At 60.8% G+C, this 13,629-nt stretch carries 14 protein-coding genes; 3 read left to right on the forward strand and 11 right to left on the reverse strand.

What is annotated here, in order from left to right:
* The coding region (locus ACMU_RS00005; protein WP_035255944.1) for a DUF6473 family protein at positions 1-783 on the reverse strand (783 nt) is incomplete at its 3' end.
* A gap of 169 nt (positions 784-952) precedes the next feature.
* Between ACMU_RS00005 and ACMU_RS00010 the strand changes: the two genes are divergently transcribed.
* Positions 953-1,828 (forward strand): 3-hydroxybutyryl-CoA dehydrogenase, encoded by an 876-nt coding sequence (locus tag ACMU_RS00010; protein ID WP_035254989.1) that lies wholly within the window; start codon positions 953-955, stop codon positions 1,826-1,828.
* Here the strand turns inward: ACMU_RS00010 and ACMU_RS00015 are convergent, their stop codons facing one another.
* Genes ACMU_RS00015 through ACMU_RS00045 form a run of 7 tightly spaced genes read right to left on the reverse strand, consistent with a single transcriptional unit; the run spans position 1,829 to position 7,211 of the window.
* Complete coding sequence (locus tag ACMU_RS00015; RefSeq protein WP_035254991.1) at positions 1,829-2,719, reverse strand: lysophospholipid acyltransferase family protein; 891 nt, start codon at positions 2,717-2,719, stop codon at positions 1,829-1,831. It abuts the gene before it with no gap.
* A 44-nt stretch (positions 2,720-2,763) separates the two neighbouring features.
* Positions 2,764-3,033, reverse strand: a complete 270-nt coding sequence (locus ACMU_RS00020; RefSeq protein ID WP_035254993.1) for an HPr family phosphocarrier protein — start codon at positions 3,031-3,033, stop codon at positions 2,764-2,766.
* 7 nt (positions 3,034-3,040) lie between these two features.
* The gene (locus tag ACMU_RS00025; protein ID WP_035255946.1) at positions 3,041-3,433 is read right to left on the reverse strand and encodes a PTS sugar transporter subunit IIA; all 393 of its coding nucleotides are present in this window, start codon (positions 3,431-3,433) and stop codon (positions 3,041-3,043) included.
* 20 nt (positions 3,434-3,453) lie between these two features.
* Entirely contained in the window at positions 3,454-4,356 is a 903-nt protein-coding gene (gene rapZ, locus ACMU_RS00030; protein ID WP_035254995.1) for an RNase adapter RapZ, read from the reverse strand.
* Entirely contained in the window at positions 4,353-4,844 is a 492-nt protein-coding gene (locus tag ACMU_RS00035; protein ID WP_081805328.1) for an HPr kinase/phosphorylase, read from the reverse strand. The genes rapZ and ACMU_RS00035 overlap by 4 nt, the downstream gene beginning before the upstream one ends.
* Positions 4,786-6,492 carry a sensor histidine kinase gene (locus ACMU_RS00040; RefSeq protein ID WP_051587710.1) on the reverse strand — a complete coding sequence of 569 codons (1,707 nt, stop codon included), beginning with the start codon at positions 6,490-6,492 and terminating at the stop codon, positions 4,786-4,788. Before ACMU_RS00040 ends, ACMU_RS00035 begins: the two co-directional genes overlap by 59 nt.
* A 17-nt stretch (positions 6,493-6,509) precedes the next feature.
* A complete protein-coding gene (locus ACMU_RS00045; RefSeq protein ID WP_035255003.1) occupies positions 6,510-7,211 on the reverse strand; it encodes a response regulator transcription factor in 702 nt (233 codons plus the stop codon).
* A gap of 336 nt (positions 7,212-7,547) precedes the next feature.
* Here ACMU_RS00045 and ACMU_RS00050 point away from each other — a divergent pair, with 336 nt between their 5' ends.
* On the forward strand, positions 7,548-9,146 hold the full coding sequence (locus ACMU_RS00050) for a phosphoenolpyruvate carboxykinase (RefSeq protein ID WP_035255005.1): 1,599 nt from the start codon (positions 7,548-7,550) through the stop codon (positions 9,144-9,146).
* Positions 9,147-9,158: 12 nt separating this feature from the next.
* On the opposite strand, the gene ACMU_RS00055 is transcribed toward ACMU_RS00050, so the two are convergent.
* The 3 genes from ACMU_RS00055 to ACMU_RS00065 form a co-directional block, all read right to left on the reverse strand.
* The gene (locus ACMU_RS00055; protein ID WP_051587713.1) at positions 9,159-9,761 is read right to left on the reverse strand and encodes a pseudouridine synthase; all 603 of its coding nucleotides are present in this window, start codon (positions 9,759-9,761) and stop codon (positions 9,159-9,161) included.
* Between the two features lie 40 nt (positions 9,762-9,801).
* Complete coding sequence (locus ACMU_RS00060) at positions 9,802-10,902, reverse strand: alkene reductase (protein WP_035255007.1); 1,101 nt, start codon at positions 10,900-10,902, stop codon at positions 9,802-9,804.
* A gap of 92 nt (positions 10,903-10,994) precedes the next feature.
* On the reverse strand, positions 10,995-11,765 hold the full coding sequence (locus ACMU_RS00065) for a sulfite exporter TauE/SafE family protein (RefSeq protein ID WP_035255009.1): 771 nt from the start codon (positions 11,763-11,765) through the stop codon (positions 10,995-10,997).
* Between the two features lie 154 nt (positions 11,766-11,919).
* Between ACMU_RS00065 and ACMU_RS00070 the strand changes: the two genes are divergently transcribed.
* A complete protein-coding gene (locus ACMU_RS00070) occupies positions 11,920-13,611 on the forward strand; it encodes an acyl-CoA dehydrogenase family protein (RefSeq protein WP_035255012.1) in 1,692 nt (563 codons plus the stop codon).
* The last annotated feature ends 18 nt before the right edge of the window (positions 13,612-13,629 follow it).

Raw genomic sequence — 13,629 nt, forward strand, 5'->3', positions numbered from 1 at the left:
GATAACCTCGTGAACCCGTGGCCCCGGAAACTGCATCGCGACATGTTCTTCCAACCGGCTGTAAACCTTGCCGCGGCGCGATGGGCGCACAGCCTCGGCGTCCAGCTTGACCACCAGAAGGTCCGCAAAACAATCGCGTACGCTGGCCAGCATCTCGCCCGTTACGAACAATGGATCGGGGCCCATGGGGCCGTATGTGGACCGAAGTTTCTTGTCCACGCCAACATGCAAAAGCAACGCACGCCCGTCCAACCGTTCGCCCAGATCCCGCATTCCGGCCACCCAATCACGCCGCACCTGCGCCACCACAACGTCAAATGCCTCGCGTGAGGCTTTTCGGATGCCGCGCAGCATATGGCGCGTAAAGTTGAACTCGGTGAAATCCACGCGTGGCAACAACACCTTAAGCGCATCATTTGCGCGGACGAACCGGTCGTTGCGGCGCGGATGCACGGTGTAATACATGTTGCTCATGTTTTGTGCGCCGAGGGTCTGAATGACGGGAAGAACACTGTTCCTGGCAAGGTCTAACACCGCCTCGTCCTTCAAAAACGCGTCCAGCCCGGCATTCACGCAGCCAAGGTTCAACACAGGCATGTTCAGCCGGCGTTGCAGCACCTCGGTAAACGGCACTTCTATGAACCGCCCGTAAACCTCGACGCCGCCCAACACGGTACAGTATTTGCCATTTGTCGGCTGTTTCGGCCCACGGAACAGCAGTTTCGACGTCCCGTACCGGCAGGGCGCGTAATCGAGCGCCCCGGTCCCAAGATGTTCATACATACATCCACCCCATTCATCTTCATTTCGACTCACCCGCCTCCAAATTGCGCCTCACGCCTTACCAAAGCGCTAAACGTAAAATTTGACGCGCCGTAAACGGCCAGTTGCGGCTTGCACTGGTTGGGTGGCCGCGCCTATTGTCGCCGGGAAAAGTGACGTGAGGGCAGGCATGGACATCGCAAAGGTTGGAATCGTTGGCGCGGGCCAGATGGGCAATGGCATCGCCCATGTCTGCGCGCTGGCCGGGTATGATGTTCTTTTGAATGACATTTCCGACGACGCCTTGCGTGCTGCGATTGCCCTGATCGACAAGAATCTGGAACGTCAGGTTCAACGCGGAAAGATCGGTGCCGATGAAAAAGCCACGGCCCTTGGCCGCATTCGTGGCACCTCGGACCTGACGGAACTGGGGCAGACCGATCTGGTGATCGAGGCCGCAACCGAGCGTGAAACTGTCAAGATTGCGATTTTCGAAGACCTTGTGCCGCATCTGCAGCCGCATACGATCCTGACGTCGAACACCTCGTCCATCTCAATCACGCGCCTTGCCAGCCGCACCGACCGACCTGAAAAGTTCATGGGGTTCCACTTCATGAACCCGGTTCCGGTCATGCAACTGGTTGAGCTGATCCGGGGTATTGCCACGGACGAGCCGACCTATCAGGCCTGTCTGGCCGTGGTGGAGCGGCTGGGCAAAACAGCCGCAAGCGCCGAGGATTTCCCCGCGTTCATCGTGAACCGCATCCTGATGCCGATGATCAACGAGGCGGTTTATACCCTTTATGAAGGTGTGGGGTCAGTATCGTCCATCGACAGCGCGATGAAACTGGGAACGAACCACCCGATGGGGCCGCTGGAACTGGCAGACTTCATTGGGCTGGACACCTGTCTGGCGATCATGAACGTGCTGCACGAGGGGTTGGCTGATACCAAGTACCGCCCCTGCCCTCTGTTAACGAAATATGTCGAGGCAGGGTGGCTGGGCCGCAAGACCAAGCGTGGTTTCTACGATTATCGGGGCGAGGCGCCGGTTCCAACGCGCTGATCAGCGTTGGTCCGGGTTATCCTTCAACGCAAGGGTACGCTCACGCAGCCAAGCCATGAACTGGCGCGGGTTCTGGATGGGCTCGGCCCATTCTTCGGGCGTGATCGGGTGGCCAATGATTGGCGCCTGCGGCTTGTCAAAGCTGTGCACAACTTCGTGGATCAATAGCCCCTGACGCAGTACAGCCGAGATCTTGTTCGCCACCTGATACCAGCGCGAGTTCGACCCCTGAAAATAGAGCGGCACAATGGTGGCGCCCGATTTGCGGATCATCTTGGCGGTAAAGACGTTCCACTCGGCCTCGACCACGGGCCCAAATGCGGTTTCCGACGTGGCCACCACACCCGACGGGAATAACGCAATCAGACCATTCGTGCCCAAATGCTCCATCGCGGCGGCGCGCATGCGGATCATCTCGCGCTGCGCATCGGCCTGATGCGGGAAGGGCACCGGGATCATGTAGCTGGCGGCACTTTCGTCGATACCGGTCAACAGCGCACGCGTCAGGATGCGGTAATCGTCGCGGCGGCGACCCACCAGGTCGGCAAGGATCATGCCGTCCACCAGCCCGTGCGGGTGGTTGGCCACCAAAACCACCGGCCCTTCAGCCGGGATGCGGTCCAATTGTTCCTGAGGGGTTTGCAAGTCGATGCCCATGACGTCCATCGTTGCACCCCAGAAGGCCTGCCCTTCGGGCGCACCACGGCGTTCAAACTCGCGGATCCGGCGCACGATGGTGATCTTGCCCGTCATCCATTCCATCGCCCGGATGAATGTGCGAACAATCGCGCTTTCGAACGTGTTGGAGTATGTCAGGGACGCGCGATCATACACGACGGGAACGTCGCGCTCGGCCCTCCGGCCTTTCGACCGGCTATTTTGCGTCGTCATGTCCGTCAACGCGCACTACCCCCAGAAAAGCCACCCCGAGCAGCTTACATGCTTTCGCCAAACCGGTCAGCGACAAGCGCAGCCAGTGCGGATGCAAGGCCGTCAGCCTCGGGTCCGCTGGTTTCGACCTCAATAGAGGTTCCTTTAGAGGCTGCCAACATCAAAAGGCCCATGATCGAGTCTCCTGACGTCGAGATACCGTCCTTTGAGACGGTCGCGTCGGCATTAAACCGCTCAACCGTTTCGACAAACTTGGCCGAGGCGCGGGCATGAAGGCCCTTTTCATTGGTGATTGCCAGGATCTGTGCGGTCATATCAGTCTTAGTTTGCTTCGACTTCGAAGCAATTGATGTATTTGCGCCCGGCGTCAAGAGCGTAGTTCACGGCGTCATCCACCTTCATGTGGCGCGATTTGGCCAATTTGATCAGAAGGGGAAGGTTCGCGCCGTAGATCACTTTGCGCTGTGTCTGTTCGCATGCCTTGATCGAAAGGTTCGAAGGAGAGCCGCCAAACATATCCGTCACCAATACAACGCCCTGGCCCTGATCCACCGCCCGCACGGCGGCCATGATCTCGGCCTGTTTGAAGGCGCGGTCATGCTCTGCCTCTATGGAAATTGCCATGATGCCGGGCTGTTTGCCAACCACATGCTCGACCGCCGCGAGATACTCGCGGGCCAATCCACCATGTGCCACAATCACGATACCGATCAACCGACCGTCTCCGTCGCCTTTCAACGCTTTCCTACGCCTCCACTGAAAGCGTTGCGTTCAAGTTCCCGATGCCTCTTAGACACGCGCCACCCGGCATCTGCAAGGACCGTTGCAAGCTTTTCCACCATCGCGACCGATCTGTGTTGCCCACCGGTGCAACCAAGCGCAACCGAAAGATGAGCCTTGCCCTCGCCCTTATACTGTGGGAGGAGAAACGTTAGCAATTCGCTCACACGGGTCAGAAACTCAGAGAATCGGTCGTCACCCTCTACGTAGGTCGCCACGGGCGTATCGCAACCGTTCAGCCCGCGCAGTTCGGGCTGCCAATAGGGGTTTCGCAAGAACCGGCAGTCCAGGGCCAGATCCGCCCCCAAGGGTATGCCGCGCTTGTACGAAAAAGATGTCAGCGTCACCGACAAACCCGGACCGCTATCCGCACCAAAGAGGCGAATGATCTCGTCCCGCAGGTCGTGCGGGGTCATCGCAGACGTGTCGATCAGAACATCGGCTGCCGCTTGAACCGGGCCCAGCAGGTCCAGCTCGCGGCGAACGCCTTGTGCCGCGCTTTCGGCCGGGGCCAAAGGATGCCGCCGGCGCGTTTCCGAGAACCTGCGAACCAGAACATCCTCGGCGCAGCCCAGATACAAAAGCTGACCACCAATCCGGTCCTGCGACAGTTGCTTGGCAAGGTCTAACACAGCGCCAACACTGAAATCACGGTTGCGCACATCGAGGCCAAGCGCCAAGGGCCCGGTCACATCGGTTTGTCTGATCAAGGATGGCACCAGCGACAAGGGAAGGTTGTCGATGGTTTCATAACGCAGGTCTTCCAGCGTTTTCATCGCCGTGCTGCGTCCGGCACCTGACGGCCCGGTCACCAGAACCAGGGGACTGTCGCGGCGTTGGCTGATCTCTTGGCTCATGCGTATCTCCCGCCCTTGAGATATTGCAGAATCGCTGCGGGGAAATGGGCATGCGCAGAACCGTGAAGCAAGTTGAGATTGCACCCCAGGATCGATGTGTCGCGATTGGGGGGCAGACGTTCGGTTTCTGTCTGCGCCAGATCAACCACCAGACGCACGGGAACCGGTTCGCTTGCGGGCGCGTTCAGAATACCTACCCCGCGCGCCTCGATCAGGCCGCGCAAAGGTGGTGGGCAATCGGCAATCAACTGGCCGTCATGGACAGTCAAAATTGTACGATCATCGGCCACAAGGCGCGCGCCAAGTGCCATTAACCCAAGCGCGAGCGCGGACTTGCCGGCGCCAGACGGCCCCGTGATCAGTACACCGGCACCGTCCACGTGAACGCAGCTTGCATGCAGGATGTCAGGGTGATCCGCCTCGGCCACCTCAGACCGGCAGACCAACGACGAACCGCGCACCCAGCGGATCCGACGTGATGTCAGCATGGGTTGGGCGGATGTTTTCGGCCCAGATCACGCCGCTATGCGCTTCGACGATCTGCTTGGAAATCGCAAGTCCAAGGCCCGAATGGTCGCCAAACTGACCCACGGGTCTTTCGGAATAGAAGCGGTTGAACACTTTGGTCAAGGCCTGCTCGGGGATGCCGGGGCCGGTATCCTCGACCACGATCAGAACACGATTGTCGCGTTGGCGCGCCCAAACGCGAACCGCATCCCCTTCGTCGCAGAACGAGATCGCATTGGTGATCAGGTTGACGAAGACCTGCGCCAATCGCGCCTCGAGACCCTGCACCATGACCGGGCCTTGCGGCAGGTCCGAGATAAAGTCGACGCCCTTGACCTTGGCCTCGGTGCCCAGATGCTCGGACAGATTGGTGAGAAGGTTGCAAAGGTCAAACGCCTCTTCCTCTTCCTTCACCAGTTCGCTGTCCAGTCGTGACGCGTTCGAAATGTCGCTGACCAGCCGATCCAGTCGGCGCACGTCATGTTCGATCACATCCAACAGTTTATTGCGCTGATCTGGTCGCTTGGCTACGCGCAGTGTCCCCACCGCCGAGCGCAGCGAGGCAAGCGGATTCTTGATCTCGTGACTGACATCGGCGGCGAATTGTTCATTGGCATCGATCCGGTCATACAGCGCCGTGACCATGCCCCGTATGGCGGCAGACAAGCGGCCGATTTCATCCGGGCGCGCCGACAGGTCCGGGATTCGTACCCGGTTCGGGCTGAGCTTGCGGGCGTTCTTTTCCCGCCCGATCTCTGCTGCAGCCGCCAGATCGCTGAGCGGGTTTGCAATGGTCGAGGCCAGCAACAGCGACAGGCCGATGGATACAAGGATTGCAACGACAAACATCTGCAATACCTGCTCGCGCCCGCTGCGAACCAGCAGGTCGATTTCGCCCGCCGCCGAGTTCACCCCGACGACACCCAGAACCCTGCCGTCGCGCATGATCGGCGTTGCCACGGTAAAGATCATATTGCCGTCGACGTCCCGTCCCGACCGCACAACGGTGTCACCGTCCAGCGTGCGGGAAACAAGCGCGCGAGCCTGATCAACACCGTTGATCTTTTCTTGTGACAGCTGTGCAGAATTCGTGACGCTCGACATCAATTCCCAGACCCGGTTCAGGAAGTCGGTAATCAATCGCGAGCCGCCAACGGCATCGGTGTTCACCACCACCCGGCGGTCCAGCCCATCGCTGGTGGCGACCAGCGCCTCGAACCGGTCAAACAGGTACACATCCACGCCCGCCGTCAGGTCAAGACCGGCCATTGTGGCCGTTGCATCAATCCCGTCACCGGTGGTGAAGTTTACCGGTCCGACTGCGGGGATTTGGGCCTCGAACACATCGGCGATCAACTCTGCCTGCGACACGAAGGCGGCCTCGCGCAGTTGCACAAGACTGTCGCGGCCCGAGTTGGTCGTCAACACACCGCCGACCAGAACCAGCAAACCCAGAATATTGAAGGTGACAATCTTACGCGCCAGTGGCGACCGGTTCAGCGAAATGAAGTTTCGCTTGCGCCGTTGCGCGCGCATCTCAGTGTCGGGCGCAGCTCCGCCAACCCAATCCTCACCGATCAGGACAACACTATCGTTTGGAGCTTCGGAATCGCGCAATCGCTCCTCCATGCGGGGCCGCCTGCCCCTTATTCTTCGTTGTAGCGGTAGCCAATACCGTAGAGCGTCTCGATGGCTGAAAACTCTGGATCGCTCTGGCGCATTTTTTTGCGCAGGCGTTTGATGTGGCTGTCGATGGTGCGGTCGTCGACATAAACCTGATCGTCATAGGCGACATCCATCAGCTGATCCCGGCTTTTGACAAAGCCCGGACGCTGCGCAAGGGCCTGAAGCAACAGGAATTCAGTCACGGTCAACGACACATCCTTGCCCTTCCAACTGACGGAATGACGCAAAGGGTCCATAACCAGATCGCCGCGGCTCAACACCTTGGTCTCTTCGGTTGTCCCCGTTTCGTCGCCAGCAATCGCTTCCTGCCGGCGCAAAAGGGCGCGAATGCGTTCTACAAGCAGCCGCTGCGAAAACGGCTTTTTGACGTAATCGTCGGCCCCCATGCGAAGCCCCAGAACCTCGTCGATTTCATCGTCCTTGGAGGTCAGGAAGATCACCGGCATGTTGGTTTTCTGCCGCACGCGCTGCAGCAGATCCATCCCATCCATGCGGGGCATCTTGATATCAAAAACGCCCATATCGGGCAGCCGTTTGTTGAAGGCGTCCAATGCGGACTGGCCATCGTTATAGGTTTCGACCTCGAACCCCTCGGCTTCGAGCGTCATCGACACCGATGTCAGGATATTCCTGTCATCGTCAACAAGCGCAATGCGTGACATGTTGCGTTACCTCTGCTCGTAATTAATTCTTATTTTTGCTCATTTTCCGTTTTTTGCCCTGCAGAATCAACTGCTATCTGCGAATCACCTCTCAGCACCGCCAATCGTGGCATCAAAAATGATGACAGATTGCTAATATGCATCACATTGCAGAGCCGGTTGCGCTAACCTCGAAAACGTTTGCGCTAAACCCCTGTTGCCCCCCTGTTGCCGTTGTAAATCTGCATGTTATGGGATGTGAGCATTTCCGGTCACCGGCGAAAATTCGGTCCGGTAAGCTGACATAAACCCCAGTCTTTCTTGCCGCAGGTGCGGCCGACTTCAGGAGCTGAGACAATGACCATTGGACGGGTAAACCCGGCGCATCGCCTTCAGGATCAAGGGATCAAGGGGCTGGGCCAGGTCTATTACAACATGATGGAGCCCGCGCTTGTCGAATATGCCCTGAAACGCGACGAGGGCACGCTGGGCAATGGCGGCGCCTTCCTTGTGACCACGGGTGAACACACCGGCCGGTCACCCAAGGACAAGTTCGTTGTTCGCACCCCGCAGGTCGAAGACACGATCTGGTGGGAGAATAACAAGGCGATGGAGCCGGCCAGCTTCGACGTGCTGCATGCAGACATGCTGGAACATATGAAGGGCCGCGACTACTTCGTGCAGGACCTGTTTGGCGGCGCTGACCCGCGCAATCGGCTGGACGTGCGCGTTGTGACGGAACTGGCCTGGCATTCGCTGTTCATCCGCCATCTGCTGCGCCGCCCGGATCGTGAGGATCTGGATGACTTTGTGCCCGAGTTCACCATCATCAACTGCCCCAGCTTCAAGGCCGACCCGGCCAAACATGGTTGCCGGTCGGAAACGGTGATCGCGCTAAACTTCGAGAAGAAGCTGATCCTGATCGGCGGCACCGAATATGCGGGCGAGAACAAGAAATCGGTGTTCACGCTGCTGAACTACATCCTGCCCGGCAAGGACATCATGGCGATGCATTGCTCGGCCAACCATGCCATCGGCAACCCGGTCGACACGGCGGTGTTCTTTGGCCTGTCGGGCACTGGCAAGACCACCCTGTCGGCCGACCCCTCGCGCGTGCTGATCGGCGATGACGAGCATGGCTGGTCGGATCGCGGCACCTTCAACTTCGAAGGCGGTTGTTATGCCAAGACCATAAGCCTGAACCCCGAGGCCGAGCCCGAGATTTACGCAACCACGTCGAAATTCGGCACCGTGATCGAGAACATGGTGTTCGACCCCGACACCAAAGAGCTGGACTTCGAAGATGACAGCCTGACCGCCAACATGCGTTGCGCGTACCCGCTGGAATACATCTCGAACGCGTCGGCCAGTTCGCTGGGCGGGCACCCCAAGAACATCATCATGCTGACCTGCGATGCGTTTGGCGTGCTGCCCCCCATCGCGCGGCTAACCCCGGCGCAGGCGATGTATCACTTCCTGTCGGGCTTCACCTCGAAAGTGGCGGGTACCGAAAAAGGCGTGACCGAGCCGGAACCCACCTTCAGCACCTGTTTCGGTGCGCCGTTCATGCCGCGCCGCCCTGAGGTTTACGGCAACCTGCTGCGCGAAAAGATCGCCAAGCACGGCGCCACCTGCTGGCTGGTGAACACCGGCTGGACCGGCGGCGCCTATGGCACCGGCTCGCGCATGCCGATCAAGGCCACGCGCGCCCTGCTGACCGCGGCGCTGGACGGGTCGCTGAACGATGTAGAGTTCCGCAAGGACCCCAATTTCGGCTTCCAGGTGCCGGTGACCGCCCAGGGTGTGCCCGAGGTTCTGCTGGACCCGCGCCGGACATGGGACGACAAAGCGGCCTATGACGAACAGGCCGAAAAGCTGGTACAGATGTTTGCCGACAATTTCGGCCAGTACCTGCCCTTCATCGACGAAGACGTGAAGGCCGCCGCGATCAGCTGATCGCCCGCTGGCTTACCCCCGTTTCGCGCGCCCCGGTTTTTGCCGGGGCGTTTGCGTTTCAGGCGAGGAAGCATCCGCCCACTCGCCGGGCTTCAGCGCGCCCAGCTTCCACAGCCCGACCTGCGCCCGGATCAGGCGCAGCGTCGGAAAACCGATGGCCGCTGTCATCCGCCGCACCTGGCGGTTGCGGCCCTCGGTTATGGCAATCTCGATCCAGGTGTCGGGGATGGACTTGCGCACCCGCACAGGCGGGTCGCGCCGCCACAGCCCCGCAGGTTCGGCCATAACCTTGGCCTTGGCGGGGCGCGTCGGGCCATCCTTCAGGGTAATCCCCTGCCGCAGGGGTTGCAGCGCGGCGTTGTCGGGCGCGCCTTCGACCTGCACCCAATAGGTCTTGGGCGCCTTGAATTTCGGGCTGGAAATCCGGGCCTGAAGCGCGCCGTCATCGGTCAGCACCATCAACCCCTCACTGTCGCGGTCCAGCCGCCCTGCGGGGTAGACCCCCGGCACATCGATATGGTCGGACAGGGTGGCCCGGGGGCCGTCGGCATTTCCCTTGTCGGTAAACTGCGACAGCACGCCGTAAGGTTTGTTGAAGAGGATCACGCGGCTCATGGCGCGCAGAGGTACACCTGCTGCGCGCCATGTCCAAGGGTTATTCGGCCGCGATCGGCACCGCCGGATAGGTCGAGTAACCGTCGGCGTCCCCGCCGAACAGTTTCGCCGGGTCAAGCTCTGCCAGCGCCACGCCGTTTTGCATGCGGTAAGGCAGGTCCGGATTGGCCACGAAGGGCCGGCCAAAGGCCACCAGATCGGCCAGACCGTCATCCAGGATCTTCTGCGCCCGGTCGCGCGTGTATTTGCCCGCCACGATGATGGTGCCGGGGAAGGCCGCGCGCAGGTCGTGGCGCCACTGATCGGGCGTTTCCGGCGCATCGGTCAGATCAGCCTCGCCCAGGTGGATATAGGCCAGCCCGATGCGATGCATCTCGCGCACGGCCAACAGCGCGGTGTCGGGCACGGTCGGGTCATCCATGTTGCGCTGCATCACGAAGGGCGAGATGCGCAGGCCCACCTTGTCGGCGCCGATCTCGGCAGCCACGGCCTCGGCCACCTCGGTCACAAAGCGAATGCGGTTCTCGGCCGAGCCGCCATACTGGTCGTCGCGCTGGTTCGACGTGGCCCGCAGGAACTGGTCGATCAGATAGCCATTGGCACCGTGCAGTTCGACCCCGTCGAACCCGGCGGTGATGGCGTTGGCGGCGGCTTGACGGTAGTCGTCGACGATCTCGGAAATCTCGGCCAGGCTCAGCGCGCGCGGTGTCGAGGTGGGCACCATGTCACCGGCGCCGGTGTCGTCGGCCACCCACACCATGTTGTCGGCGTTCAGCGCCGAGGGCGCGACCGGCTGACCATCGGCGTGAAAGCTTTCATGGCTCATCCGGCCCACATGCCACAGCTGCAGGAAGATCTTGCCGCCGGCCCGGTGGACCGCATCGGTCACCAGCTTCCAGCCCTCGATCTGTTCGTCCGAGTGGATGCCGGGGGTGAAGGAATACCCCTGGCCCTGCGGGATGATCTGCGTGGCCTCGGAAATGATCAGGCCGGCGCTGGCGCGTTGCGCGTAATAGGTGGCCATCAGCGCGTTGGGGATATTGCCCGGCTGCGTGGTCCGGGCGCGGGTCATCGGTGCCATGACCACGCGATTGCCCAGGGGCAGGTCAGCCAGCAGCGTGGCGTCAAAAAGAGAAGGCATAAAGGGGTTCCTTGTCTGGATTTAGGTTCCAGCTGGATTTAGGGCGGCCCTCGACGGGGTTTTATCCACCGAAATGGATAATACAAATGGCCTCAGCCCACAAAGGCCCGGCGGATCAGGTTTGCCGACACCACGACCAGCACGATCAACGTCACCCGGCGGAATCGCGCCGCGTCCATGCGCCCCTGGAACCGCAGCCCGATCATCATACCCACCATCGCGGGGACCACCATCAACACCGACAACGGCAGCGTCACCGCATTCACCACGCCCGATTGCACATGCGCCAGCAACAACGCCACGGCCCCCAACCCGTAGATCACGCCCTGAACCCGCATCTGCTCGCTCTTCTCGGTGTTAAGCGCGGTCAGGAAACTGACGGTGGGCGGCCCCCAGACGCCCGACACCCCGCCCACAAAGCCGGCAAAGCCGCCGATGATCCACTCGGCCCGCCGCCGATGCTGCGGCGCGATCACCAGAACCCAACCCGCCAGCTGCAGCGCCGCAAACACAAAGATAGGCAGCCCGATCAACAGAAACAAAAAGCGTGGCGACAGGAACGCGTAGGATTGCGCGCTCAGCAGCAGACAGACCAGCCCGACCATCAAGAACAGCCGGAACTTCCGGATCGAGGCCCAGGCCGCCGCCCCTCCTTGCCGCAACGCCTGCACCCCGTTTGACACCAATGTCGGCACAATCAGCATGCCCAGCGCCATCTCGGCCGACAAAAACGAACTGAGGCCCGAGATGATCAGCATCGGCATGGCGAACCCCACCATGCCCTTGACCAGCCCCGCCACCAGCGTAATCCCCGCCGCCAAAAGAAATACCGGCAGCGGCAATGTGAATACTGTGTCGATCATGGGCCCTCGCACGGTTTGAAACAGCTATATCGGGCAATGGGAAAAAACTCCACAAAGTTACATTAAAACAAAATGTGGCAGGAAAATGAATTATAGTTGCGCTGCAACTGCGAAATAGCTATACCGCCTGAACAGAGATGACAGGAGGATTCCCATGCCCCATGATGGACAGGACATGCCCAAAACCGAGACAAACCCTGTGTTGCTGCCCGACCTTCTGTCGTTGACGAAAGCGGCGCTTGCGCCGATTGAGGAAACCACCGCCCGCGCCACCGAGATGTTGCGCGCCAAGGTCACCGCAAACGGTCGCGTGTCCGGCTCTTTGCTGGAGCAGCATCAGTTCGCTGCGCATGCATTGTCGTGGCTGGCCACCTATTCTGAATCGCTGCAACAAATGCAAGGCTGGGCCGAGACGCTGCAGGCCGAGGGCAAGTTCGGCGAGATGGAGGCCCTGATCCACCAGATCGCCTTCGGCGAATACCTGTGGCAGATCTATGGCGGCATCCCGATGAGCCAGGGTGAGGTTGCCCGCCTGCAGGATATCGGCCTGTCCCAGGACGACCAGCGCGCCCTGATGCATCCCGCCGTCATGACCCTGACCCAGCACGGCAATTCCCAGGCCGCCCGCGCGCGTCTGGTGGAGCTGATGCAGGACAATGCCGGCCACGCCACCTTTGGCACCACCGGTCTGGATGACGAGCTGGAAATGATCCGCGAGCAGTTCCGCCGCTATGCCGACGACCGCGTCACCCCCAACGCCCATGACTGGCACCTGAACGACGAGCTGATCCCGATGGAGATCATCGAGGAACTGGCCGAAATGGGTGTCTTCGGTCTGACCATTCCCGAGGAATTCGGCGGGTTCGGCCTGTCCAAGGCCTCGATGGTGGTGGTCTCCGAAGAACTCAGCCGCGGCTATATCGGCGTTGGCTCACTGGGCACCCGGTCCGAGATCGCGGCCGAGCTGATCCTGTGCGGCGGCACCGACGCACAGAAACAAAGCTGGCTGCCCCGCATCGCCAGCGCCGAGATCCTGCCCACGGCCGTCTTCACCGAACCCAATACCGGCTCTGACCTCGGGTCTTTGCGCACCCGCGCTGCGCGCGATGGCGACACTTATACGGTCAACGGCAACAAAACCTGGATCACCCACGCCGCCCGCACCCATGTCATGACCCTGCTGGCGCGCACCGATCCCGACACCACGAATTACAAAGGCCTCAGCATGTTCCTGGCCGAAAAGACGCCAGGCACCGACGACGATCCCTTCCCCACCCCCGGCATGACCGGCGGCGAGATTGAGGTGCTGGGCTATCGCGGCATGAAGGAATACGAGCTGGGCTTTGACGGGTTCAAGGTCAAGGCGGAAAACCTTCTGGGCGGTGTTGAAGGCCAGGGCTTCAAGCAGCTGATGCAAACCTTCGAAAGCGCCCGCATCCAGACCGCCGCACGTGCCATCGGCGTGGCGCAATCGGCGCTTGAGGTTGGTATGCAATACGCCATCGACCGCAAACAATTCGGCGACAGCCTGATCGCCTTCCCGCGCGTGGCCGGCAAACTGGCGATGATGGCGGTCGAGATCATGGTGACGCGGCAGCTCACCTATCATTCTGCCCGCCAGAAAGACAGCGACAAGCGCTGCGATCTCGAGGCCGGCATGGCCAAGCTGCTGGGCGCCCGCGTGGCCTGGGCCGCGGCCGACAACGCGCTGCAAATCCACGGCGGCAACGGCTTTGCCACCGAATACCAGATCAGCCGCATCCTGTGCGACGCCCGCATCCTGAACATCTTCGAAGGCGCCGCCGAGATCCAGGCCCAGGTGATTGCGCGCCGCCTTCTCGACTGATCCCCACCCGAGCCGCGC

This window comes from Actibacterium mucosum KCTC 23349 (assembly GCF_000647975.1).
In the GTDB taxonomy this organism is placed as follows: domain Bacteria; phylum Pseudomonadota; class Alphaproteobacteria; order Rhodobacterales; family Rhodobacteraceae; genus Actibacterium; species Actibacterium mucosum.